Below are 26,529 nucleotides of genomic sequence, written 5' to 3'. Positions count from 1 at the left end.
GTCATATCTGGTCTTTCTTCCAGTCATTTTTCAAACAATATCAGTTGATAATCAGCTTAAATCAGATCTATCAGTTTGTCTATCTTTCTCTGATGGAGATCATGTCCTATCTTCACTTTGATTATTGGAAAAAACGGCTCGGTCAGGAGCTAGTATGAATAAGGAGAACAAATGAGACGTTTAAAAATGTTATGGCATATTATACAGGTTACGGGTTTTACTCGGTTTGCTCTGAGTTTTGTGACCTTTGTTTTTGGGTCAGGAGGCGTGCTTTTCCTAGTTGAACCTGCTATCACAAATTACGGAGACGGTCTTTGGTATGCTTTTGTGACTTCGACGACTGTCGGCTACGGGGATCTCCTAGCTGTGACCTTGATTGGAAGGATTACCAGTGTCTTCTTGACGATTTATGGGCTCATATTTTTTGGCTGTTTATCAGCTGTTATTATTAATTATTATACCGATTTAAATAAGGAAAGAGGAGAGGACAAATGACTGCCAATTATTCAACACGGGAATACCGTGAGAAATTATACGATGACCTTCATGTTCGATTGAGAGATACAGCGATTTTGATGTGTGCAATTTTTATTGCCTCTATCGGTCTAAATATGAATTCAACAGCTGTTATTATTGGAGCCATGTTAATTTCACCTCTCATGACACCGATTGTTGGACTGGGATTCGGTTTAGCTATTTTTGATACGCGTTTAATCAAGCAATCTCTAGAGGTTTTATTGACTCAAGTGTTGGTCAGTTTGCTTGTCTCGACTCTGTATTTCTGGATTTCTCCCTTGTCTTATGCAAGTAGCGAGTTGATCGCACGAACCTCTCCAACCATTTGGGATGTTCTCATTGCTATTGCTGGTGGGATTGCTGGTGTGATCGGTTCAAGGAAAAAAGAAGCAAACAATATCGTGCCAGGAGTAGCCATTGCTACAGCTTTGATGCCGCCTATCTGTACTGCTGACTATGGTTTAGCTAATGGGAATGTACGATTTTTATTGGGGGCTCTCTATCTTTTCTTGATCAACTGTGTCTTTATCATGCTAATCAACATTGTTGGAACAAGAATTTTGATGAGAAAATCTCCTTTAACTTCATTTAAAGAGCTGAGCATTAAAATGAGAATTGGCTTGATTTCTTTGATTGTATTGTTGATTCTTCCAGCTAGCTATTCGGCAGTTACTCTGACAATAGAACAAGCGCGCAAAGAAGGGATCAAACAGTTTGTAGGAAAAGAGTTCGCCAATTATACGGTTATTAATCAAGTCTACAAGTCAAGTAACAATGAATTGGTCTTGACGGTTGTTGGAGATCCGATTTCAGAAGAAGAATTAGAAACACTCCACCAAAAACAAGCCTCTTACGGTATTCAATCTGTTCAATTGAAAGTGAATCAAGTTCAGAACTCGCCAACATTAGATAGTGAAGCGACCAAGGAATTTTATGAAAACATTGACAAGTATATTGATCAAAAACTCTCTGAAAAAGATTCACAAAACGATCTCGTAAAAGAAAATGAAGCAGACAAGGATTGAGGACAATGAACTGAATCGGTTTTTACGCCGTGTTTTTCTTGTATCTTCCTCTTTCTTACTTATAGCAGGTTGTTTTTGCTTGAATAAGAAATAAATTAGAAGTTCTATCATCTAAGAAAAATGATGAAAAAAATCATTTAACTAATGGTGTGAACGTTTAGTGTTTATCAGCTCCATTCTCTGTAATTTTGGGGGTAAAATCCACACCATTTAGATAAAATTAGTTGAATTTGATTGGAAAAACGCTTTTATAAAAGCGGAGAAAAGTCTTGATATTACGCTGTTTTTAGTCCAACTGAAATTCATACTTTCCAAACCAGGTCTTAAGAAAGCTCGTAAAGCTTCACAATTCTCAAAACGTTAATCAACACTACTATATCAACGTTTCAAAACACTTCATGGTTCACACCATGGGGTGTTTTTTTGATGATTTTTAGCAAAATTCACACCACTTTTTACACCAATAGTTTTTGTCTTATACAATTTCTTCCTAGTATCAGTTTAGTATGATATAATTAAATACGAATAATTTAAAGGAGTTATAAATGAAAATAGGAAAAGGCATCAATTGGATTTTGATTCTGTTAAGTTGCTTAATTGCTATAGTACTGATAAGTTTTATGTTATTCTTTAATCATAAGAAGCAAGATGCAGAAGCAGTCAATACTACAACAGAACAAGTTTCTACTACTAGTACAACAACAACTAGTATAACAAGTACAACAACCACTAGTTCAACGACTACTCAAGATAGTGTTACGACTACGGAGGAAAAACCTTCGACACAAGAAGAGAAAACGAATGCTGAATCACAAAAAATAGATGAGAAAGCTATTCTCAATGGAGATTTCTCTACTCTAGTTGGAACTTGGAGAAATGGACTTGGGAAAGAGTTTACATTCGATAAAAATGGGCTAGTAGACAGTGGAAATATTGAAAAAGTGAGTATAGGTAACGATGGAAGTATTAATTTCAGTATTAGAGCTGGTTTCTCAGGGTATGGAATGAGTATTTATCCTGCTGGAACTACTATTACTTGGGTAGATTCTGACTTAAGTAAAAACAGGCTTATTGCTGGGCAAGCTGCTCCAACTAGCTCAGAACAAGTTTTTTATAAAGTAGACTAAATGATTAACCATCTCATCAAAATTTGAGATGGTTTTCTTCTTTATTTGTAAGTCATGATCATTTTATGAAGCTGAAGCAAGTAGGGTTTAAAGTGGGATTTTCCCACTAGACATTCGTCTATTTTTTTTATATAATAAAACTAAACCAAAATGGTTGAATTTTAAAAATAAAGTCAACTTGCGATGAAAACATCACGCTAGGAGGTAAAACATGTACCAACCAGAAAAACTCAAGGCTCGAAGAAAAGAGCTAAAGCTAACACAGAAAGAGATTGCAGAGCAGCTTGGCATTAGTTTTCAGGCTTATTCAGCCTGGGAACGTGGGGTTAAAGAGCCTTCTGAAGAAAAGGTTCGTCAACTAGAGAAAATTTTAAAAGTACCAAAAGGCTATTTCACCCAAATCGAAATTGTCCGTCTCTATAATAGCCTCTCTAACCAAGGGAAAGAAAAGGTGGTAGTCTATGCTCGCAATCTGGCTCAAGAAGAACAAGCTAAGAAGGTGACTGCTATTTCAGAAAAACTCTACGAGTATCATGTCTATGAACGCATGTCGGCTGGTATCGGTGCTTCAGTTTATGATGATCGAAATTTTGATACGGTTTATTTCAATGAAGAACTGGCTCATGATTTTGCTTCCTGGGTATCAGGGGATTCCATGGAACCCAAATATCAAAATGGTTCCGTAGCTCTGATTCGGGAGACCGGATTTGATTATGACGGGGCAGTCTATGCAGTGGTTTGCAATAACCAGACCTATATCAAACGGGTCTATCGAGAAGAGGATGGCTTGCGTCTGGTCTCTATCAATCCTAAATACAAGGATATCCTCATCTCTTACGAAGAAGATCCGCGGATTGTGGGCATTATTGTGGGTAACTTTGTACCGATGGAGGGATAGTCTATGGGCTACTTTGATTATTCCAGAGAGCCCAAAAGTGATATTGCCTTTGTCGATATGAAGTCCTTTTATGCCAGTGTTGAGTGCGTGGAAAGAGGACTCCATCCCCTCAAGACCTCCCTTTGTGTCATGAGTCGGGCGGATAATTCTGTTGGGCTTATTCTTGCCTCCTCACCTATGTTTAAAAAGGTCTTTGGAAAAGCAAATGTTGGCCGTGCCTATGACCTCCCCTTTGATATCAAGACGCGTAAATTTTCCTACTATAATGCTAAGAAACAAGGTTTACGAACAGACCCAGCCTATGTGAAATTTATCGAAGATTGGGCTCGGGTGACCGTCATTGTCCCTCCTCGGATGGATAAGTATATCGCAGTCAACATGGAAATTCAGCGCATTTTCCAGAATTATGGCAGTCCTGATGATATTTATCCTTATTCAATTGATGAAGGCTTTATTGACCTAACCAGTTCGCTCAATTATTTTGTCCCGGACCAGCAGATTTCTCGCAAAGATAAGCTAGATATGCTTTCGGCTCGTATCCAGAGGGATATCTGGCGGCAGACAGGGATTTACTCGACAGTCGGTATGTCCAATGCCAATCCTCTGCTTGCTAAGTTGGCCTTGGATAATGAAGCCAAACACACACCGACTATGCGAGCCAATTGGTCTTACCAGGATGTGGAAGAGAAGGTCTGGTCCATCCCAAAGATGACCGACTTTTGGGGGATTGGACATCGGATGGAGAAGCGCTTAAACAGCTTAGGGATTTATTCGATTAAGGATTTAGCCAATAGTAATCCTGATGACCTGAAGAAGGAACTGGGCCAAGCTGGACTTCGCTTGTGGTTTCATGCCAATGGGATTGACGAGAGCAATGTTCACAAGTCATATAAGCCAAAATCTCACGGCTTGGGCAATTCGCAAATTTTACCGAGAGACTACGTTAAGCAGCGAGATATCGAAATTATCCTTCGAGAGATGGCTGAGCAGGTGGCTATCAGGCTTCGACGAGCTAGAAAGAAGACGACAGTGGTGTCTATTCATCTTGGATTTTCAAAGCAGGAACAAAAACGCTCCATCCATACCCAGATGAAGGTGGAGCCGACCAATAATACCAGTCTTTTGGTCAGCTATGTATTGAAATTATTCCATAGCAAATACACTTCAGGAGCTGTCAGGAGTGTTGCCGTTAGTTATTCAGGATTTGTGGACGAATCCTTTGGGTTGATTTCCCTTTTTGATGATGTGGATAAGCTAGAAAAAGAAGAAAGGCTCCAGACTGCCATTGATTCGATTCGAGAGCAGTTCGGCTTTACTTCTCTCTTGAAGGCGACTGCTTTAGAGGATGCATCGAGAAGTATTGCCAGAAGCAAGCTCATCGGAGGGCACTCTGCTGGAGGATTAGATGGATTAAAATGATTGATCGCTCTTATTTGCCCTTCCAATCCGCGAGGGACTATCAAGATCCAGGCATGCAGAAATGGATGGGGTTTTTCCTATCGGAGCATACCAGCTCACTCAGTGAAGAAAAAAATCGTGTCGATTTGTCGACTGATTTGAATCCAGTTGAAAAGTTGTTGTTACTTTCCCAGCTCTATGTCGGACGACTAAAAGGCTCTTTTGTGGTCAAGGAGAAACATCATAAAAGTACCATATTGGGTGAAGTAAGAGAACTATCTCCTCAAGAAATCACTCTTAGAACTGATGAAGGCTATCGATTAATAAGGGTAGATGATATTCTCACAATCCAACTTTGTCAGGAGGAAGTTGATGACTAGAAAAGAGTTATATGAAAACAAATTGCAGATGGATTATTTTTCAGATGACTATATTCGTTTTGAGGAAGATTTCCAAAAATACTCTGCCATGAATGTACCCCTGACTTTTCTGATTGACGACATTCTACGAACCATGGCTATCAACCAAAAGGACTACTTTGTCTTAAATAAGGAAAATGCCAAGGACGGAAGGGAACATCGGTTTTATTTTAGAGTGAGGATGGAAAAAGATTGTCCACGTACTCGAACCTATACCTATCTTGGGCTGGGGCGAAAGCATTAGTAAAAATTTTTATCTTAGATATATTTGTTGCAATAATAACACTGCAAACAACTATAATTTCCAGCCGTTCAAGAGCTGTTTCTTGAATGGTTTTTTGTTTGCTGTTTAAAAGCAATTGAACTATACCAATTTTAATTCTTGACAAGTTAAAGAAACAATTATATACTGTTTTTGCTGATTCTACAGATCGAGAATTAGACTATACCAATTTTAAGGAGAAAACACAGTCTATCTGTGTCGTATATACTATGTGTGGAATTGTTGGTGTTGTTGGAAACACAAATGCAACTGATATTTTAATTCAAGGACTTGAAAAACTCGAATACCGTGGTTATGATTCGGCTGGAATTTTTGTTCTAGGTGGTGCTGAAAGCCATTTGGTAAAAGCAGTTGGTCGTATTGCAGAATTGTCTGCTAAAACTGCTGGCGTTGAGGGAACAACTGGTATTGGACATACTCGTTGGGCTACTCATGGGAAACCAACAGAGGACAATGCTCACCCACACCGCTCTGAGACAGGACGTTTTGTCTTGGTCCACAATGGTGTGATTGAAAACTATCTTGAAATCAAGGAAGAATACCTTGCGGGACACCACTTCAAGGGACAAACAGATACGGAAATCGCCGTACATTTGATTGGGAAATTTGCCGAAGAAGACGGCTTATCAGTTCTCGAAGCCTTCAAAAAAGCCCTTCACATCATTCGTGGTTCTTATGCCTTTGCCTTGATTGACTCTGAAAATCCAGATGTCATCTATGTAGCCAAGAATAAATCACCACTTTTGATTGGTCTTGGAGATGGCTACAACATGGTCTGCTCTGATGCCATGGCTATGATTCGTGAAACCAACCAATACATGGAAATTCATGACCAAGAGTTGGTGATTGTCAAGGCTGATAGCGTGGAAGTTCAAGACTATGATGGAAATCGTCGTGAACGTGCTAGCTACACTGCTGAACTTGACTTGTCAGATATCGGTAAGGGAACGTATCCTTACTACATGCTCAAGGAAATCGACGAGCAACCAACGGTGATGCGTAAGTTGATCCAAGCCTACACAGATGAGGCTGGTCAAGTAGTGGTAGATCCAGCCATCATCAAGGCTGTTCAAGAGGCTGACCGCATCTACATCCTTGCAGCTGGAACATCTTATCATGCAGGATTTGCTTCTAAGAAGATGTTGGAAGAATTGACTGATACACCAGTTGAACTTGGAATCTCATCTGAGTGGGGATATGGTATGCCACTTCTCAGCAAGAAACCACTTTTCATCTTTATCAGTCAATCAGGTGAAACAGCGGATAGCCGTCAAGTTTTGGTTAAGGCCAATGAAATGGGCATTCCAAGCTTAACTGTAACAAACGTCCCAGGTTCAACTCTTTCTCGTGAAGCCAACCATACTATGTTGCTTCATGCAGGTCCTGAAATTGCCGTAGCATCAACCAAGGCTTATACAGCACAAATCGCAGCCCTTGCCTTCCTTGCAAAAGCGGTTGGTGAAGCAAATGGAAATGAAAAAGCCAAAGCTTTTGACCTAGTTCACGAATTGTCAATCGTAGCTCAGTCTATCGAATCAACCCTTTCAGAAAAAGAGTTAATTGATAGTAAGGTTCGTGAGCTTCTTGAAACAACACGTAATGCCTTTTACATCGGACGTGGTCAAGATTACTATGTAGCCATGGAAGCCAGTCTCAAACTCAAAGAGATTTCTTACATCCAATGTGAAGGCTTTGCGGCAGGAGAACTCAAACACGGAACCATTGCCTTGATTGAAGATGGAACACCAGTTTTAGCTCTCTTGTCAGACCCAGTCCTTGCCAACCACACTCGTGGAAATATCCAAGAAGTAGCTGCCCGTGGCGCTAAGGTCCTTACCATTGCAGAAGAAAATGTTGCTAAAGATACAGACGATATCGTTCTTACAACCGTACACCCTTACCTCTCGCCAATCTCAATGGTCGTACCAACGCAACTAGTCGCTTACTTTGCAACCCTTCACCGTGGACTCGATGTGGACAAACCACGTAACCTTGCTAAGTCTGTAACGGTAGAATAAGGAAATCCTGTTACTAAATTCCAACTTTTCTTGTCAATCTATAAAAATCTTGTTATACTATAGAAAAGTAGTTAATAGTGAAGTATAAGGAGATTGGAGCGGAAATGAAAAAGGGGAAAATTTCATCTATCATAGGACTCTTGTTTGCAAGTTCGTTTTTGATTCGAACTGTCATCATTCATCAAATGAGAGCTTCAAAGAAACAAGATAGTGAAAAGATTGCTGCAGTTCAAAAATTTATCAAATCTCAAGAACAGGCAGAGTCAGAAAAACAAAAAAATACTTTTAAAAGTATTCTTGGAAATGGATCAGGAACTTCTGAACCAAGACCTAGCTACGACAAAACTATATTTGTGAATCAACAATACGATATTGGTGTTCGAGACGGAGCCTATTATCTACTGACACTCAGTAGCAACAAAGAACTCTTGCTAGAAGGGGTCGATGATGCCTATGCTCTAGCAGTTAGAAATGAAGATAAAAACAAACAAGAAGTTGCCATGGTTGTTCATAAAGATGGAGCTTGGCATATTATAAATGGTGAAGGGGAAGTCACAACAACCCTTGATCGTCAATATATAACAGCTCATACTAAGCTTGTGATTAAGGACCAAACACTTGATTTTGAATAATGTGACTACTGCGTGATTTTATAGAAATACATAGATTTCAAAAACCTCCTAGATTTTTCTAGGAGGTTTTTATAACTATAAATCTTGGATTGAGATTTTATTTAGTTCGTTTACAACTTGCAAAATAGACATTCTGCTGATATTTATAATATTTGGGTGGACTAAGCCCTTGAGATCAAAATTAGTGATGATGGCATCATAGTTCATCTCTTTTATTTCGTTGAGATTTAAGGAAGATTTGTCCCAAGTTTCATATTGAATGTTATTAGAAGTATGGAACTGGTATAGAGAAATCAGGAAGTGAGGGTGAGCGAAGTCGTATTCACTTAAAACTAAAACCCTAACCTTCTTTTTTGCCTCAAATAACTGGTCGATAATGCCTTCAGCGTGAGTGAAGAAAGTATATACTAGATGTACAACGTTCCGAGATTTTTCCTTCTGACCAATGCTGGTCTTATATCTCATCATTTCAATCACTGTTGCTTCGTAGAATTTTGGGAAAATCTTTTTAATTTTGCTTAGAGTATAAGATTTATTACGGCTGATAATCGATTCAGAATTGATTTCCTTACGTTCTAAAAGAGCAGTGTTATGCAAATTCCAGATAAGTGCATCTGTATTTGAGAATTGAACTCCAAATTTGCGGGTGAGATTATCTAGTATGTCACGAGCGGCATGGTAGGAATGATCCACTTGTTCGCAGAGGGAACGAGCTGCCAAAAAATCGTCGATTGTGAAGAATAGAGAAAGCTCAGCAAAAGGACTAAAAATCTGGTCAAGATTTTCAGGTGTTAATTCAATTCCTATCTTTTGTGAGAAAGCTTGTAACTGGTGCTCAAACTTAGGTAACTGATCATAGAGAGGGAACTTGCAAGAGCATTCAGTGGATAACTGAACGTAGTTTCCTGTATTGATTCGATGAATGTTAATAGCTGCTTGAGTTTTAATTTGGTAAAGATTTTGATATTTTGCAGGGAATTTTGCCAACTTAAGAAAGAAAGAGACAAAATTTTCCACATCTTCATCTTGGACATGGGAAAAAGGCCAGTCTAAAAAACCATAAGCTTCATGAAAATATTGGGAGAAGAAGAAGCGGATATCCTTTTCATCACCAATGATAGAGATTGGTGTAACTTTTAACTTGAAATTGTAATTTCCATTAAGGATTTTATTAATTTCAGCAACTTTTTTACGTAGTGCGGGAAGAGATACATCTAAAGATTCAGCAAGATGTTCATAAGTAAAGGGAGCATCTAATAAGAAGAAAGCTTTTAAAACTTTAAAAAAATCAGATGTCTGCAAAAAATATTGGTAGATTCGTTCAATACCAATATTTTGTACATTTACCATCATAATTCCGGCAGTAGAGTGTTTGATACTAAAATCAGGAAGTATATCCCGTAATTCCTTGATATCACTTTTAATAATTCTGGGATTATTGCCAATGATTTTAGATAAATCATCAAGATAGATCCAATCTGAATTTTCAAATAAATACTCTAAAATCTTTAATTGTCTTTGTTCTTTTTGAGTGAGTAATTCTCTCATGAAAAATAAACTCCTGCGATAAACTAAAATCTACTTATAAATAATTTGCAATTTCTTACAATTATATCACTAGAATATTAAAAAACAATGAAATTTAATATAAATTTTGTAAAAATTGGCAAAATAAATATCGATTTATAAAAATAAAGTCTTTATAAGGAGAAAAACTTCTAAATAATAAAGAAAATAGATAAAATAATCCGCTTTCTTTTTCAGTTTTTGATAATACATGTTTGTAAAAAACATAGAGAATGATTTTCTATCCCTTGAATAAGAAATAACCCCTCAAGAAGTTATAGAGAATAAGCCTCTTGGGGGTAATTGCATATAAGTATGATATTTAAAGCTTATTTTCGATACAAGCGATCATATTGATAGTAGGGGTCAAAGGTTACGTTGATTCCAAGTTTGCGAAGGACGTTTTTATCTTCATCTGTTAAGATAATGGTTGAATGAGCTTCGCTTCCTTTGAGATTTCCTAATTCTTTCATGGCGCGATCTGCATCTGGATTTTCCATGGCTGTAATGGCAAGAGCGATAAGAATTTCATTTGAATGCAGACGAGGATTTCGACTACCTAAGTGGTTGATTTTTAATCCTTGAATTGGTTTGACCACTTCTGGTTCAATCAATTTAGTTTCCTTATCGATATTGGCTAATTTCTTGATAGCATTAATCAAGACAGCAGCGGTTGGGCCAAAGAGTTCGGAGTTTTTACCTGTAACAATCTCTCCTGATGGTAGTTCAAGTGCCAGAGCTGAACCACCTGTTTCCTCTGCCTTTTGGCGAGCAACAACGGCAACTGTACGATCAGCTGGTGTAATTCCTAGGTCATTCATAAGAAGTTGAATCTTCTTAACTGCAGTTTCTCCGACCTTTTCAGCCTTGAAGTCAAGGACTGTCTGGTAGTAGCGACGGATAATTTCTTGTTTGGATGCTTCGATAGCCGCATCGTTATCAATGATAGCAAAACCAACCATATTAACACCCATGTCCGTTGGAGATGCATAAGGAGACTTCCCTAAGATACGTTCAAGCATGCGCTTAAGAACAGGGAAAATCTCGATATCACGATTATAGTTGACGGTGGTTTCTCCGTAAGTTTGGAGATGGAATGGGTCAATCATATTGACATCATCAAGGTCTGCAGTAGCAGCCTCATAAGCCAAATTGACCGGATGGTGGAGAGGGAGGTTCCACACGGGGAAGGTTTCAAACTTAGCGTAACCAGATTTGATACCGTTTAGCTGGTCGTGGTACATGTTAGACATACAAGTTGCCAACTTACCTGAACCAGGACCAGGAGCAGTCACGACAATTAAATTGCGACTAGTTTTGATATAGTCGTTTTTCCCCATACCTTCAGGTGAGATGATATGGTCCATATCTGTCGGATAACCCTTGATTGGGTAGTGAAGATAAGAGTCAATCCCATTTTTAGCTAATTGATTACGGAAAGCATCTGCTGCAGGTTGACCAGCGTATTGTGTGATCACAACAGAACCAACAAAAATACCAAGTTCGTTGAATTTATCGATTAGACGAAGCACTTCTTGGTCGTAAGAAATACCCAAGTCACCACGAGCTTTTGAGTGCTCGATATTGCTAGCGTTAATGGCAATAACAACCTCGACTTGTTCTTTCAACTCTTGTAAGAGTTTGATTTTGTTATCCGGCTCATATCCAGGAAGTACACGGGCAGCGTGGAAGTCCTCTAACATCTTGCCTCCAAACTCCAAGTAAAGCTTGCCGTCAAACTGGTTAATACGCTCCAAAATATGGTCGCGTTGTAAATTTAGATATTTTTCAGAACTAAAAGCTTGTTTTTTCATTTTTTTACCTCTGTTTTCTATTATATAAAAAAAATAGAAGATAAGAAACTACAGAGTAATAAAAGTCAGAAAAAAGATAAAGCAAACGCTTGCACAAACGGGGGAAAAAGTCTATGATGGAGTAAAGTGAATATAAAAGAGGTGAAAATATGCAAGAAAAATGGTGGCATAATGCCGTTGTCTATCAAGTCTACCCTAAAAGCTTCAAGGATAGTAATGGAGATGGGATAGGTGATTTGCCTGGAATTACTAGCAAGTTAGATTATCTAGCTAAGCTTGGAATCACAGCTATCTGGCTTTCTCCTGTCTATGATAGTCCTATGGATGATAATGGTTACGATATTGCCAATTATCAAGACATCGCTTCTATCTTTGGAACCATGGAAGACATGGACCAGCTGATCGCTGAAGCTAAAAAAAGAGATATCCGGATTATTATGGATTTGGTTGTCAATCATACATCCGATGAGCATGCTTGGTTTATCGAGGCGCGTGAAAATCCTCAAAGTCCAGAACGTGACTACTATATCTGGCGTGATGAACCTAACGAATTGGAGTCAATTTTCAGTGGTTCTGCCTGGCAATATGACGAAAAGGCTGGTCAATATTACCTACACTTTTTCAGTAAGAAACAACCAGACCTCAATTGGGAAAACGAAGAGCTCCGTCATAAAATCTATGAAATGATGAATTTCTGGATTGATAAAGGGATTGGTGGATTCCGTATGGACGTTATTGACATGATTGGGAAAATTCCTGATCAGAAGATTGTCAACAATGGTCCTATGCTCCATCCCTATCTCAAGGAAATGAATCAGGCTACTTTCGGCGACAAAGAGCTCTTGACAGTTGGGGAGACATGGGGAGCGACACCAGAAATCGCAAAACTCTATTCAGATCCAAAAGGACAAGAACTGTCTATGGTCTTCCAGTTTGAACATATCTGTCTTCAGTATCAGGAAGGACAACCTAAGTGGCACTACCAAAAAGAGCTAAATGTTGGGAAATTAAAAGAGATTTTTAACAAATGGCAGACAGAATTAGGAGTTGAGGATGGCTGGAATTCCCTCTTCTGGAATAACCATGACCTTCCACGAATCGTCTCTATCTGGGGAAATGACCGAGAATACCGCGAAAAATCCGCCAAAGCGTATGCAATCTTGCTTCACTTGATGAGAGGGACTCCCTATATCTATCAAGGTGAAGAAATCGGTATGACCAATTTCCCATTTGAAAGCTTGGAACAAGTAGAAGATATTGAGTCGCTCAACTACGCCAAAGAAGCGCTTGAACAAGGTGTTCCACTCGAGCAAATTATGGATAGCATTCGTGTGATTGGACGCGATAATGCGCGTACCCCAATGCAGTGGGATACTACAGACTACGCTGGATTTTCAAGTGTGAAACCTTGGCTATCTGTGAACCCAAACTATCATTGTATTAATGTTGAGTCTGCTCTAGATGACCCAAACTCAATCTTCTATACCTATCAAAAACTAGTCCAACTTCGCAAGGAGAACAGCTGGTTGGTTCAAGCTGAATTTGAATTATTAGAAACAGCTGAGAAAGTCTTTGCCTATATTCGCAAGGACGATGAACGCCGTTTCCTAGTAGTCGTTAACCTCTCAAGTCAAGAACAAGAGTTTCACTTGGATGCAGTCCTTAAGTCAGTCTTAATCACTAATACAGAGGTTCAAGAAAAACTCGAGCAACTAACACTAGCTCCTTGGGATGCGTTCTGTGTCGAATTGATTGATTAAATAGATAATCTCAAGTATCTATGGATACTTGAGATTTTTTTGTATCAAAGGGAATGAGCGCAAAGAAGATTTGTTTGAATTTTCTAAAAAATTGCATGAAAACCCTTGCTTTTATAAAAAAATAGGGTATAATGGTGAAAATAACTATTTAAAGGAGAATACCAATGAAATCGAAAAAGTTGCTCGCAGTAGCAGGGATAACGATGAGTGCAGCTCTTCTTTTAGCGGCTTGTGGAAAGACAGAGAAAAAAGCAGATGCTCCTACAACATTTTCATACGTATATGCCATCGATCCATCAACATTGGACTATAGCGTTACTAGTAAAAGTTCAACATCGGACGTCATTGCTAATTTGGTCGATGGACTTTTGGAAAATGACAAATACGGAAACTTGATTCCATCTCTTGCTGAAGACTGGTCGGTTTCACAAGACGGTTTGACCTATACTTACAAACTACGTAAAGGTGTCAAATGGTATACTTCTGAAGGTGAGGAGTACGCCGAGGTCAAGGCTCAAGACTTTGTGACTGGTTTGAAACATGCTGCTGATGGTAAATCAGATGGCCTAACTCTGATCCAAGATTCTATCAAAGGTTTGGCAGAATATGTCAGTGGTGAAAGCAATGACTTTTCAACAGTTGGAGTCAAAGCAATTGACGACTACACTGTTCAATACACCTTGAACCAGCCAGAAAGCTTCTGGAATTCCAAGGTAACAACAGCGACTATGCTCCCAGTCAATGAAGAGTTCTTAAACTCTCAAGGTAAAGATTATGGTGCAGCTACACCTTCAGGTATTCTCTATAATGGACCATACATTTTGAAGAACTTCACTTCAAAATCAGTGATTGAGTACGAAAAGAATCCAAATTATTGGGACAAAGATAATGTTAAGATTGACCACATTAAACTGACTTTCTATGACGGATCTGACCAAGAATCATTGATTCGTAGCTTTTCATCAGGGGCCTATACAACAGCCCGCCTCTTCCCAACAAGTTCAAACTTTGATTCAACTAAGCAAGAATACGGGGATAAGATTGTCTATAGTCCGCAAGAAGCGACCAGCTATTACTTTACTTTCAACGTAAATCGTCAGTCTTACAATAAAACAGCAAAGACAGATGAAGCACAAAAGACTTCTACAAAAGAAGCGCTTCTCAACAAAAACTTCCGCCAGGCAATCAACTTTGCGCTTGATCGTCATTCTTATGCAGCTCAATTGAATGGTGAAGAAGGAGCAGACAAGATTATCCGTAATAGCCTTGTGCCTTTTGACTATGTCCAAGTAGGGGAAAAGACCTTCGGTGAATTGGCTCAAGAACAATTGGTAACATACGGAGACCAGTGGAAAGATGTAGCTTTGGTAGATGGTAAAGATACCCTTTACAATCCAACAAAAGCAAAAGCTGCCTTTGAAAAAGCAAAATCAGAATTGCAAGCCAAGGGCGTAACCTTCCCAATCCATTTGGATATTCCAGTTGAACAGACAGATGTTATTGCTGTTCAACAAACCAACTCCCTCAAACAATCTGTCGAAGCAGCGCTTGGAACTGAAAATGTTGTCATCGATGTGCTTCAAATGACAGATAATGAGAAAATGAGTATTACATCTCAAGCCAAGGTTCCTTCTCAGAAAGACTATGACTTGAATGGAACTGGTTGGGGACCAGACTATCAAGATCCAGCTACCTATCTAAATATCCTGGATGCTAAGAAGGGTTCTGCCCTTAAACACTTGGGTATCACAAAAGGAAAAGATCCAGAAGTCATGGCTCAAGTTGGACTTGATGAATACAAGAAACTTTTGGATGATGCAGCATCTGAAACAACCGACCTTAACAAACGCTATGAAAAATATGCTAAGGCACAAGCTTGGGTATCTGATAGCTCACTCCTCATCCCTGTTGCTTCTTCAGGTGGTTCTCCGACTGTGAGTCGTACAGTGCCATTTACAAAAGCCTACTCTCAAGTCGGAATTAAGGGTGATCCATTTGTATTCAAAGGTTTGGAATTGCAAAATGATATTGTAACCACTAAAGAATACGAAGAAGCCTTCAAGAAATGGCAAAAAGAGAAAATTGAAACAAATGCTAAATACCAAAAAGAGTTAGCTAACCACATTAAATAGCCTTCATAAAATATATCTTGACAGAGAACTCCTAATACAATTAGGAGTTCTTTGTTTTTATATAAGAATAAGTTCTCGTAATGTCAAAAAATTATATAACTTTACTTTTTAGCCAAAATTTGATAAAATAACTACATGTTATAAAATCTAACATAAAAGGAGAAGATGAATCATGAGACTTAAAAAACGCTTATTGGGAGCGGGTTTGACTCTTGCTACTACTGTATTGCTGGCAGCTTGTGGTCAGTCTGCATCGGACGATAAGACCTACTCATCGACATTTGGTGCTGATCCAACTACTTTTAACTATCTTTTGGATTATTCTGGTGACAATACCAATGTCATCACCAACTTGGTAGATGGTCTTTTGGAAAATGACAGCTATGGGAATCTGGTTCCTGCTCTTGCAGAGGATTGGAGTGTCTCAAAGGATGGTTTGATCTATACTTATAAACTCCGCCAAGATGCTAAGTGGTTCACTGCTGATGGGGAGGAATATGCGCCCATCAAAGCTCAGGATTTTGTGACTGGTATCAAATACGCTGCTGATAATAAGAGTCAAGCGCTAGATTTGATTCAAAACTCAATCAAAGGTTTGGATGATTATGTGACAGGAGCAAACTCAGACTTTTCAAATGTTGGTGTCAAAGCCGTAGACGACTATACAGTCCAATACACCTTGACACGTCCAGAGAGTTTCTGGAATTCTAAGACAACTAATAGTATCTTGTTCCCAGTTAATGAAGAATTCTTGACTTCTAAAGACAAAGAATTTGGAGAATTAAAACCAGACAGTATCCTCTACAGTGGTCCTTATTTGTTAAAAGAATTTACATCTAAATCATCGCTTGAGTATACGAAAAACCCTCATTACTATGATCAAGAAAAAGTGACGATTGAAAGAGTTAAGCTGGCTTATGTTGATGGTTCTGACCAAGATATGACGATTCGTAACTTTGAGAGTGGAGCCTACTCGTCTGCAGGTGTATACCCAAATAGTTCAAATTTCGCCAAGATCAAAGAAAAATACAAGGACAATATCGTCTATAGCTTACAAGGTGCGACTTCATGGTACTATAACTTCAACGTAAATCGTCAAGCCTATAACCATACAGCTAAGACAAGCGATGAGCAGAAACAAGCTACAAAGACTGCTATTTTAAATAAAAATTTCCGTCAAGCTATTAACTTCGCCCTTGATCGTACAGCCTACTCTGCTCAGTCTAATGGAGAAGAAGCTGCTAAAAATACTCTTCGTAACACACTTGTGCCACCTACTTTTGTACAAGTAGGAGATAAAACTTTCGGTGAGACAGTTTCCTCTAAGTTGGTGAATTATGGCACAGAATGGACTAATATGAACCTTGAAGATGCCCAAGATGGCTACTTCAACAAAGAAAAAGCACAAGCTCAATTTGCAGAAGCTAAAAAAGAACTTGAGGCTCAAGGTGTAACCTTCCCGATTCATTTAGATTTGCCAGTAGATCAGGTCAACAAAAGCTTGCTTCCTAAGCTTTATTCACTAAAACAATCTGTGGAATCCACTCTTGGACAGGAAAATGTAGTGATTGATGTAGTTTTAGTTTCAACTGAAGACTATGCCAATGCGACTTTCCAAGCACCGACGCCAGCTGATCATGACTATGATTTGAATTTGGATGGATGGTCAGCAGACTACCAAGATCCATCGACTTATCTCAATCCTTTCAACGCAGAAGATGGTTTCTATCTTAAGGTTTTGGGACTTGATCCAAGTAAGGATGCTGACAAGATTACAAGTCTAGGAATGGATCAATATACTCAGAAATTGAAAGCGGCGGATGCAGAAAGCTCAGATGTAGCAAAACGTTATGAAAAATATGCAGATGCACAAGCTTGGTTGATTGACAGTTCACTTCTTGTTCCTGTGAATTCAGATGGTGGCGTAGCTTCAGTGACTCGCGTGACTCCATTTACACGAGCATACTCACTTGTTGGAATCAAAGGAACTGGAAGTAACTACAAATACATGAGACTGCAGAAAGATGTGGTTACCATTGCCCAATTTGACGAAGCTAAAGCCAAATGGGAACAAGAACGCAAAAAATCAGTCGAAAAGAATCAAAAAGAGCTTGAAAATCACGTCAAATAAATATAAAAGAGTTTCTCTTGGAGAAGCTCTTTTATTTATGATAAGGCGATAAAATATTTATTATAAATCTAAACGTTATCAAGTTATATGTTAATAGCCTTGAGGGCTAGTTTATGTTATAATGAAATTAAAAAGTTATTTAGAGGTGAAACGTGAGTAAACGTTCAAAAATAAGTAAATCTGGTAAAGTTCAGCAGAGCTTCAACATTGGTTTCTTTGTAATCTATGTAGTTCTTGCTTGTTTTTTATTGTTTTTAGTATATCGTTATCATATTCTGGCTGTCAGTAACTTGAATATTATTCTGACAGCTGTTATTGTGCTGATTGCATTGGTGTTTTTAACTTTAATCATTAAGAAAAAAGCTAAGATTTTCACCATGATAAGTCTCATCATTTCAATTGCTTTAAGTTTAGTTGCTTTAGTTGGGGTCCAACAGTTTGTCAGTTTAGCAAATCAATTTAATGCTTCGTCTAATTATTCAAGTTATTCGATGAGTATAGCTGTTTTAGCAGATAGTGAGATAGATGACATTTCTCAATTGACAAGCCTTGCGGCTCCTATGGCGACTGATGGTGAGAATATTCATAAACTTATAGATGATATCAAAGCAAGTCATAGTAAAGAACTGACTATAGAGGAGGTTAGTTCTTATCAAGCAGCATATAAGAGCTTGCTTGCTGGCCAAACAAAAGCAATTGTCTTAAATGGTGTTTTTGAAAATCTGATTGAACAAGAAGATCCGGATTATGCTAAGAAAATTAAAAAGATTTATACTAAGGATCTAACAAAGACAGTTGCAGCTCCTAAAGTGGCAACAAATAAAACCTTTAATGTCTATATTAGCGGGATTGATACCTATGGTCCTATAAGTTCCGTATCACGTTCAGATGTCAATATCATTATGACCGTTAATCAGGATACTAAGAAAATTCTATTGACGACAACGCCTCGAGATGCCTATGTGCCGATTGCTGATGGTGGGAATAATCAAAAAGATAAACTGACACATGCGGGGATTTATGGGGTGGATGCTTCTATTCATACCTTGGAAAACCTTTATGACATTGAATTGAATTATTATGCTCGTCTCAATTTCACTTCTTTCTTGAAATTGATAGACCTTCTGGGAGGTGTAGATGTATACAACGACCAAGAATTCACGTCACGTCATGGCAATTATCATTTTCCAGTTGGAAATGTGCATCTAGACTCTGAGCAAGCTTTAGGCTTTGTTAGAGAACGTTATTCATTAGCAAATGGTGATGGCGATCGTGGTCGTAATCATCAAAAAGTGATTGCTGCTATTATTCAAAAATTGACCTCTGCAGAAGCCTTGAAAAATTATGATGCCATTATCCAAGGTCTACAGTCTTCGGTTCAAACCAATATGCCACCAGAAACTATGGTTGGGCTAGTCAATTCTCAACTAGCAAATGGCGGCAAATATACTGTTACAACTCAAGATTTAAAAGGAACTGGTCGTATGGATCTTCCTTCGTATGCAATGCCTGATAGTGCCTTGTATATGTTAGAAGTGGATCAGAATAGTTTGGAAGCAAGTAAGAAAGCTATTAAAGATATCATGGAAGGGAAATAAAATGATTGACATCCATTCACACATAGTTTTTGATGTCGATGATGGACCTAAAACTATAGAAGATAGTCGAGTATTGCTTGAAGAAGCATATGCACAAGGGGTTCGGACTATTGTTTCAACTTCTCATCGACGAAAGGGAATGTTTGAGACGCCAGAAGATAAAATTGCTGCTAATTTTAAAATCGTTCAGGAACTGTCTAAGGAGATAGCTCCTGACTTAACAATCTTATACGGTGCTGAAATCTATTTTACTAGCGACATCCTAGATAAATTAGAAAATCACATCATCCCTAAACTCAATGATACACGGTATGCCTTGATTGAATTTAGTATGAATACACCTTATCGTGAGATTCACAGCGCCTTGTCTAAGGTCCTCATGTTAGGAATAACGCCTGTGATTGCTCATATCGAACGCTACCACGCCTTGGAAAATGATGAAAAAAGAGTGAGAGAGCTTATCAATATGGGATGTTACACGCAAATTAATAGTTCAAGTATTCTAAAGCCAAAACTATTTGGCGATACATATAAGTTTATGAAAAAACGAGCTCGCTATTTTTTAGATAGAGATCTAGTTCATATCGTGGCAAGTGACATGCATAACCTAGTTGATCGACGACCTCATATGAAGGAAGCCTACGAATTGGTTAGTAAAAAGTATGGCCAAGAAAAAGCCCATGAGCTTTTTACAACCAATCCTGCAAAAGTGATTAAAAATCAAATATTATAGGAGTTATAATGAAAGACAAAGATAAAATCGAAATTGATGTAGTACAAATGTTAAAAGTTTTGTGGAAGCGTAAATTATATATAGCTCTAGCAGCTATTATTACAGGAGCTATTGCTTTTGCCTATAGTTCGTTTGTGGTTAAACCTGAATACACAAGTACTACACGTATCTACGTTGTTAATAGAAATCAAGCTGATAAACCTGGATTAACTAACCAAGATTTGCAAGCAGGTTCTTACTTGGTAAAAGACTACCGTGAGATTATCCTTTCTCAGGATGTATTAGAAAAAGTAGTGGCTGGGCAAGGATTAAATTTTGATGCGAAAGCTCTTGCTAGAAAAATTCAAGTAACAGTTCCGGCAGATACACGTATTGTGTCAATTTCTGTACGTGACAGTAAACCTGAAGAAGCAAGCCGTATTGCAAATGCTCTTCGAGAAGTAGCTGCCGAAAAAATTATTTCTGTTACGAAAGTATCAGATGTAACGACTTTGGAAGAAGCTCGTCCTGCTGTATCACCATCTTCACCAAACATTCGTCGCAACACAATCTTGGGTGTAGGCGCAGGAGCAAGTGTTGTGATTCTATTGGCTCTATTAGTTGAACTATTGGATGATAGAGTGAAACGTCCAGAAGATATTGAAGAAGTAATGCATCTCTCACTTTTGGGAGTTATTCCAAATCTAGAGAAATTAAAGTAAGGGAGTAAACATGGCAAAGTTAGAATTATCAGAAAAACGCCAAGCGTTTGTAAAAAAAGCAGAAGAATACTACAACGCTCTACGCACAAATATTCAATTGAGTGGAGATAAGTTAAAGGTTATTGCAGTGTCCTCAGTTAGACCTGGAGAAGGAAAATCTACGACATCAACCAATATTGCCTGGGCTTTTGCGCGTGCTGGCTACAAAACACTCCTTATTGATGCAGATATTCGAAATTCTGTTATGTCTGGGGTCTTCATGTCGACCGAAAAAATCACTGGTTTGACAGACTACTTGTCAGGTACAAAAGATTTATCACATGGTTTGTGTGAGACAAATGTGGAGAATTTGTTTGTTATCCAGTCTGGAGCTATTTCTCCTAATCCAACAGCCCTTCTTCAAAGTGAAAAATTTGAAGTTATGATAGAAACGCTACGTAAGTATTTTGACTACATCATTGTAGATACAGCTCCAATTGGAGTAGTTATTGATGCTGCGATTATTGTTCAAAAATGCGATGCCTCTATTTTAGTAACGGAGGCTTCTGCTACAAAGCGTAGAGAAGTTCAGAAAGCTAAGACACAATTGGAGCAAACAGGTGTACCGTTCTTGGGAGTTATTTTGAATAAATTCAATATCCATCTTGAAAAGTATGGTACTTATGGTACATATGGTGGATATGGGAATTACGGTGCCTACGGTAAAAAATAAGTTTAGGGAGGAAATATGGAAGGAAGGGGTTTCTATAACGTAACTCTAGCGTTTTTGCAGAGTATACTCGTTAGTGTATTAGCTTATATACTGATTTCTGTAACTGAAACAGAGATTGTTGCAAAAACTGTGTTTGTCCTTTATTTTCTTCACTTTGCAGCCTTCTACATTAGTGGTTATGGTAAGGATTTTTTCAAGCGAAGTCAGTCGGTTGAATTGATAGAGACAGTAAAATACATCATCTTTTTTGCCTTGTTAATTAGTTTCTCTAGTTTTTTTCTTAAAGACCAATTTGTTATTTCTAGAAGGGGAATGATTTATTTCCTTTCTTTGTACGGGATTCTAAATTATATTCTTAGTTTTGTTATTAAAAAATATTGGGTTCAATTTAATCACAATTTAAAAGGGAGCCGAAAGATTCTTTTGATAACAGCGACAACTCGTATTGAGAAGGTAATAGAGCGTCTTTTAAAAGCTAATGATGTTACGGGTAAGTTAGTAGCTGTAAGTGTACTAGATAAACCTGATTTTAAACATGATAAAGTTAAGTCTGTTCCACCTAAAAATCTTATTAATTATGCAACTCATGAGGTAGTAGACGAAGTCTTTGTGAACCTACCTAGTGAGGATTATGATATCGGTAGCATTATTTCACGATTTGAAACAATGGGAATTGATGTTACTGTAAATTTAAATGCCTTTGATAAGAATTTAGGTAGAAATAAACAGATCCATGAGATGGCTGGATTGAATGTAGTAACTTTTTCTACAAACTTATATAAGCCCAGCCACATAGTTGCCAAACGAATTATTGATATTTTAGGGGCAATTGTTGGGCTAATCATCTGTGGACTGGTAAGTATAGTCCTTGTTCCAATGATTCGAAAAGATGGTGGACCAGCAATCTTTTCTCAAACCCGAGTCGGTAAAAATGGTCGCTATTTCACTTTTTATAAATTCCGGTCTATGAGGGTAGATGCTGAAGAAATCAAGCAGCAATTGATGGATCAAAATACCATGCAAGGTGGTATGTTTAAAATGGATAATGATCCTCGAGTCACAGAAATTGGTCGCTTTATACGTAAAACTAGTATTGACGAGTTGCCACAGTTTTGGAACGTACTGATTGGGGACATGAGCCTAGTAGGGACTCGCCCTCCAACAGTGGATGAGTATGAAAAGTATACGCCTGAGCAGAAACGTCGATTGAGCTTTAAACCCGGCATTACTGGGCTATGGCAAATTAGTGGTCGAAGTGGAATTACCAACTTTGACGATGTTGTCAGACTAGATGTCGCTTATATCGATGATTGGACAATTTGGAAAGACTTCGAAATTTTATTAAAAACAATAAAAGTAGTGCTGATGAGAGATGGAGCAAAATGATTCTATGAATAAAGTGAGAGAAATTCAATTAGGAGAGTTAACTCTTTTAGAAAGTTATATCGATCTTTGTAAAAGACATGATTTGCGTTATTACGCCTTAGGTGGGACATTACTCGGTGCCATTCGTCATAAAGGATTTATCCCATGGGATGACGATATGGATTTAGGAATGCCTAGGAAAGATTATGAAAAATTCTTGTCAATCTGTGAGAGAGAGCTTCCTGAAAGTGTTATTTTAAGACTTCACGATGATAATCTAGGTAATACTTCGATTATGGATACTTCAATCAAAATTCAATTTGGCAATGAATGGTGTAGTCCTTTTATTGATATCTTTCCCTTAGACGGTTACCCAGAAGACGGAATCCATTACTGGGTGCATACAAATAAAATAAAGTTCTATCGTGCCTTGTCTAAAATTTCTGTTATCGATCGTTTGCACGAGAGAGATAGAGGCTCTTTCGAAAATGCGATTGTGAAAGTTTCGAAAGCCTTAAAATTAAATAAACTCTTAAACACTTCAAAAATTAACAAAAAATTACAAAGTATCATTAAACAATATGATTTCGAAACTAGTACCATGGTCGGAAATGTCTTGGGTTCCTACCGCGAACGAGAACTCGCAAGAAAAGAAGTGTTCGGGGAACCGCAATTACTAGAGTTTGAAAACTTACAAATTAGTTGTCATGCAAATCCAGATGAGTATTTGACAAAAATATATGGTGATTACATGCAACTACCAAAAGAAGCTGAGCGTAAGGGTCATTTTGAGTCTACGTGGGGAGATTAAGTTGAATAGTTTTGATTTAATGGGGGTCAGAATTGACCCCTTAACAATGGACGAAACTGTCCAAACTGTTGAAAAATTTGTTCTTGATCAACGTCCACTCCACTTAATGGGAGTGAATGCAGACAAAATTAATCAATGTCAAACAGATGAATCTATTAAAAAGATTGTTAACGATTCTGAAATCATTAATGCAGATGGGGCTTCAGTTGTTCTTGCTGCGCGCTATTTGGGTTATTCTGTGCCAGAGCGCGTGGCAGGCATTGATTTGATGCAGGAATTGCTTCACTTGGCCAATGAAAAAGGCTACTCTGTCTACTTTTTCGGCGCAAAAGAGAAAGTCTTGAACGATATGCTGACCATCTTTAAAAAGGATTATCCGAATCTCCGAGTAGTGGGTCATCGCAATGGCTATTTCTCTGCAGAAGAGGAGGAGGCTATTCAAGAAGATATTCGTGAGAAGAATCCTGACTTTGTCTTTGTTGGCATTACCTCTCCTAAAAAGGAGTACTTGATCCAGAAGTTTATGGACAATGGAGTAAACTCTGTCTTTATGGGAGTTGGAGGTAGCTTTGACGTTTTATCTGGTCATATTAAACGAGCTCCTTTATGGATGCAACATGCGCATCTTGAGTGGCTGTTCCGAGTGGCAAATGAACCTAGACGTCTCTTTAAACGATATTTTGTAGGGAATGCCACTTTTATTAAGCGAGTTTTAGATGAAAAACGAAAATCGAAAAAATAATATTTTACATATTTCGCGTACCATGGATATCGGTGGGGCGGAGAGAATTGTTTTCCAGTTGAGTTCAGATTTGAAAGATGGGTTTGACAGTGTTCATGTCGCATCCACTGGCGGACTTTGGGAGAGCGAACTTTCTGCTAAAGGAATCCAACATCACAAAATTTTAGATATTGATAGCAAAAGTCCACTGACAGTATTAAAGCTTCTAACTAGCATCCGTCAAATAATCAAAAAGAATGATATTACTATAGTGCACACTCATCATCGGATGGCTGCTTTTTATATCCGTTTATTAAAACTTGTTCATCCAAAATTGATACACGTTTATACAGCCCATAATGTCTTTAAGGATAAATTACCTCTATATAGATTTGCTTTAACAAATGCCAAAAGTGTAGCAGTAGGAGAGGCAGTAAATAAAAACCTAAAAGAAGACGTAGGTATTACTGATAGCAGGGTTATTTATAATGGAGTTGTTTTAAAAGAAACGGATGACCAGGTCGATGAGATTATCAGTTATGGTGGAATTAAACTTGGCTGTATTGCTAGGTTATCTGAACAAAAGGGCTTGACTTATCTCCTGGATGCTATGTCTTTACTGACTGTTAAGGATATTCGATTGTTTATCGTTGGTGATGGTGAGCTTAGAAATGAACTTGAGAATAAGGTTAAAGAACTACATCTTCAAGATTCGGTAACTTTTTTAGGATATCGCAAGGATATTGCTGAATGTATTAATAGTTTTGATTTCTTAGTATCATCGTCTCTATTTGAGGGGCTAGCTTTAAATGTAATTGAAGCCTTTATGAATGCTAAAACCATGGTAGCTTCAGATATTCCAGGAATTAACGAAGTTGTTACAAAAGAAAATGGGATTCTAGTCCCAGCAAAAGATCCAGTTGCTCTGGCATCTGCTATTGATAAATTAGCTACAGATGCAACATTAAGGCAGAAACTTGCTATCCAAGCAAAAAAAGACTATGAAAACAAATTTAGTTATCCTTTATTTTTGGAGAACTATAGGGCATTGTATAGAGAACTAAAGGGAGAATCAAAATGAAAAAAGTCATGTTGGTTTTTGGGACGCGCCCAGAAGCAATCAAAATGTGTCCTTTAGTAAATGAGTTGAAGAAAAATGACTCCATTAAGACAATAGTCTGCGTGACTGGACAACATAAGGAGATGCTTGAGCAAGTTTTGGATGTCTTTAAGGTCGATCCTGATTATGATTTGGGGATTATGAAGACAAATCAAACCCTATTTTCAATCACGACCAGTATTCTAGACAAAATTCAAGCAGTGCTTGAACAAGAACAACCAGATATTGTGCTTGTTCACGGAGATACGACAACAACTTTCGCAACGGCCTTGGCAGCCTTTTATATGGGGATTAAAGTTGGACACGTGGAAGCAGGTTTAAGAACCTACAATCTTCAAAGTCCATTCCCTGAGGAGTTCAATCGTCAGACAACTTCTATCATTGCAGATTATCATTTTGCGCCAACAGAAGTGGCTAAAGACAATCTTCTAAAAGAGGGAAGAGAGAATATTTTTGTAACAGGTAATACGGTTATTGATGCTTTAAAGACAACTGTTCAGGATGATTACAATCACCCGATTTTAGAGTGGGCTAAGGATAGTAAGTTGATTATGTTGACAGCTCACAGACGTGAAAATCTTGGGCAACCAATGGAAAATATGTTTAATGCTGTTAAGCGTATTTTAAATGAATTTGAAGATGTAAAAGTTGTTTACCCGATTCATAAAAACCCTAAAGTTCGTGAATTGGCAAGTAAAGTCTTTGGGGATAATGAACGCATGAAAATCATTGAACCTTTAGAAGTTATTGATTTCCATAATTTCATGAACCAAAGCTACATGATTTTGACAGATTCTGGTGGAGTTCAAGAAGAAGCTCCATCCTTAGGGAAGCCTGTTTTAGTCATGCGTGATACCACAGAACGTCCTGAAGGGATTGTAGCAGGAACTTTGAAATTGGTAGGAACCGAAGAAGAAAATATTTATACGAATTTTAAACTGCTTTTGATAGATGAAGCAGAATACAACAAGATGAGCAAGGCGAGCAACCCATACGGAGATGGAAAAGCTTGTGAAAGAATCGTCGATATTATTTTGGAAGGATAGGGA

The 26,529-nt window shown here is 38.0% G+C and carries 23 protein-coding genes; 21 read left to right on the top strand and 2 right to left on the bottom strand.

Annotated features, from left to right (window positions below; all coding sequences use genetic code 11):
* Positions 1–171 precede the first annotated feature (171 nt).
* From FN031_RS08850 to FN031_RS08805, 9 genes are all read left to right on the top strand, one after another.
* Positions 172–495 carry a potassium channel family protein gene (locus FN031_RS08850; RefSeq protein ID WP_001253404.1) on the top strand — a complete coding sequence of 108 codons (324 nt, stop codon included), beginning with the start codon at positions 172–174 and terminating at the stop codon, positions 493–495.
* Positions 492–1,541 (top strand): DUF389 domain-containing protein, encoded by a 1,050-nt coding sequence (locus FN031_RS08845; RefSeq protein WP_142559443.1) that lies wholly within the window; start codon positions 492–494, stop codon positions 1,539–1,541. The genes FN031_RS08850 and FN031_RS08845 overlap by 4 nt, the downstream gene beginning before the upstream one ends.
* A 620-nt stretch (positions 1,542–2,161) precedes the next feature.
* Positions 2,162–2,668 carry a DUF6287 domain-containing protein gene (locus FN031_RS08835; protein ID WP_260604712.1) on the top strand — a complete coding sequence of 169 codons (507 nt, stop codon included), beginning with the start codon at positions 2,162–2,164 and terminating at the stop codon, positions 2,666–2,668.
* A 211-nt stretch (positions 2,669–2,879) separates the two neighbouring features.
* A complete protein-coding gene (locus tag FN031_RS08830) occupies positions 2,880–3,566 on the top strand; it encodes a helix-turn-helix domain-containing protein (protein ID WP_142559439.1) in 687 nt (228 codons plus the stop codon).
* A gap of 3 nt (positions 3,567–3,569) precedes the next feature.
* Entirely contained in the window at positions 3,570–4,985 is a 1,416-nt protein-coding gene (locus FN031_RS08825; protein ID WP_142559437.1) for a Y-family DNA polymerase, read from the top strand.
* A complete protein-coding gene (locus FN031_RS08820; RefSeq protein WP_142559435.1) occupies positions 4,982–5,344 on the top strand; it encodes a hypothetical protein in 363 nt (120 codons plus the stop codon). Before FN031_RS08825 ends, FN031_RS08820 begins: the two co-directional genes overlap by 4 nt.
* Complete coding sequence (locus FN031_RS08815; RefSeq protein WP_142559433.1) at positions 5,337–5,627, top strand: DUF5960 family protein; 291 nt, start codon at positions 5,337–5,339, stop codon at positions 5,625–5,627. Before FN031_RS08820 ends, FN031_RS08815 begins: the two co-directional genes overlap by 8 nt.
* Before the next feature lie 248 nt (positions 5,628–5,875).
* Positions 5,876–7,684 carry a glutamine--fructose-6-phosphate transaminase (isomerizing) gene (glmS, locus tag FN031_RS08810; RefSeq protein ID WP_142559431.1) on the top strand — a complete coding sequence of 603 codons (1,809 nt, stop codon included), beginning with the start codon at positions 5,876–5,878 and terminating at the stop codon, positions 7,682–7,684.
* A 104-nt stretch (positions 7,685–7,788) separates the two neighbouring features.
* Positions 7,789–8,316, top strand: coding sequence for a hypothetical protein (locus FN031_RS08805; protein WP_142559429.1), 528 nt, complete (start codon positions 7,789–7,791; stop codon positions 8,314–8,316).
* Positions 8,317–8,391: 75 nt separating this feature from the next.
* Here FN031_RS08805 and FN031_RS08800 read toward each other — a convergent pair whose 3' ends face one another.
* On the bottom strand, positions 8,392–9,864 hold the full coding sequence (locus FN031_RS08800) for a M protein trans-acting positive regulator PRD domain-containing protein (RefSeq protein ID WP_142559427.1): 1,473 nt from the start codon (positions 9,862–9,864) through the stop codon (positions 8,392–8,394).
* 347 nt (positions 9,865–10,211) lie between these two features.
* Positions 10,212–11,696 (bottom strand): DUF1846 domain-containing protein, encoded by a 1,485-nt coding sequence (locus FN031_RS08795; RefSeq protein ID WP_142559425.1) that lies wholly within the window; start codon positions 11,694–11,696, stop codon positions 10,212–10,214.
* Between the two features lie 149 nt (positions 11,697–11,845).
* Here FN031_RS08795 and FN031_RS08790 point away from each other — a divergent pair, with 149 nt between their 5' ends.
* The 12 genes from FN031_RS08790 (at position 11,846) to wecB (ending at position 26,526) form a co-directional block, all read left to right on the top strand.
* On the top strand, positions 11,846–13,456 hold the full coding sequence (locus tag FN031_RS08790) for a glycoside hydrolase family 13 protein (RefSeq protein ID WP_142559423.1): 1,611 nt from the start codon (positions 11,846–11,848) through the stop codon (positions 13,454–13,456).
* A gap of 164 nt (positions 13,457–13,620) precedes the next feature.
* A complete protein-coding gene (locus FN031_RS08785; protein WP_142559421.1) occupies positions 13,621–15,588 on the top strand; it encodes a peptide ABC transporter substrate-binding protein in 1,968 nt (655 codons plus the stop codon).
* Positions 15,589–15,760: 172 nt separating this feature from the next.
* Complete coding sequence (locus FN031_RS08780; RefSeq protein WP_142559419.1) at positions 15,761–17,719, top strand: peptide ABC transporter substrate-binding protein; 1,959 nt, start codon at positions 15,761–15,763, stop codon at positions 17,717–17,719.
* 152 nt (positions 17,720–17,871) lie between these two features.
* The gene (gene cpsA / locus FN031_RS08775; RefSeq protein WP_142559417.1) at positions 17,872–19,317 is read left to right on the top strand and encodes an LCP family glycopolymer transferase CpsA; all 1,446 of its coding nucleotides are present in this window, start codon (positions 17,872–17,874) and stop codon (positions 19,315–19,317) included.
* A gap of 1 nt (position 19,318) precedes the next feature.
* The gene (cps4B, locus tag FN031_RS08770) at positions 19,319–20,050 is read left to right on the top strand and encodes a capsular polysaccharide biosynthesis protein Cps4B (RefSeq protein ID WP_142559415.1); all 732 of its coding nucleotides are present in this window, start codon (positions 19,319–19,321) and stop codon (positions 20,048–20,050) included.
* 8 nt (positions 20,051–20,058) lie between these two features.
* Positions 20,059–20,751 (top strand): CspC family polysaccharide chain length determinant protein, encoded by a 693-nt coding sequence (locus FN031_RS08765; protein ID WP_142559414.1) that lies wholly within the window; start codon positions 20,059–20,061, stop codon positions 20,749–20,751.
* Positions 20,752–20,761: 10 nt separating this feature from the next.
* Positions 20,762–21,463, top strand: coding sequence for a tyrosine-protein kinase (locus FN031_RS08760; protein ID WP_142559412.1), 702 nt, complete (start codon positions 20,762–20,764; stop codon positions 21,461–21,463).
* Positions 21,464–21,478: 15 nt separating this feature from the next.
* The gene (locus FN031_RS08755) at positions 21,479–22,849 is read left to right on the top strand and encodes a sugar transferase (protein WP_142559410.1); all 1,371 of its coding nucleotides are present in this window, start codon (positions 21,479–21,481) and stop codon (positions 22,847–22,849) included.
* A 4-nt stretch (positions 22,850–22,853) separates the two neighbouring features.
* Positions 22,854–23,639 (top strand): LicD family protein, encoded by a 786-nt coding sequence (locus FN031_RS08750; protein ID WP_142559447.1) that lies wholly within the window; start codon positions 22,854–22,856, stop codon positions 23,637–23,639.
* A 19-nt stretch (positions 23,640–23,658) separates the two neighbouring features.
* Positions 23,659–24,381 (top strand): WecB/TagA/CpsF family glycosyltransferase, encoded by a 723-nt coding sequence (locus FN031_RS08745; protein ID WP_142559445.1) that lies wholly within the window; start codon positions 23,659–23,661, stop codon positions 24,379–24,381.
* A complete protein-coding gene (locus tag FN031_RS08740; RefSeq protein ID WP_142559406.1) occupies positions 24,356–25,441 on the top strand; it encodes a glycosyltransferase family 4 protein in 1,086 nt (361 codons plus the stop codon). Before FN031_RS08745 ends, FN031_RS08740 begins: the two co-directional genes overlap by 26 nt.
* Entirely contained in the window at positions 25,438–26,526 is a 1,089-nt protein-coding gene (gene wecB / locus FN031_RS08735; protein WP_142559404.1) for a non-hydrolyzing UDP-N-acetylglucosamine 2-epimerase, read from the top strand. The genes FN031_RS08740 and wecB overlap by 4 nt, the downstream gene beginning before the upstream one ends.
* Positions 26,527–26,529: the final 3 nt, after the last annotated feature.

This window comes from Streptococcus mitis (assembly GCF_902159415.1).
In the GTDB taxonomy this organism is placed as follows: Bacteria; Bacillota; Bacilli; order Lactobacillales; family Streptococcaceae; genus Streptococcus; species Streptococcus mitis_BG.
Note: the sequence above shows the minus strand (reverse complement) of the source record. Positions and strands in the feature narration are given on the sequence as shown.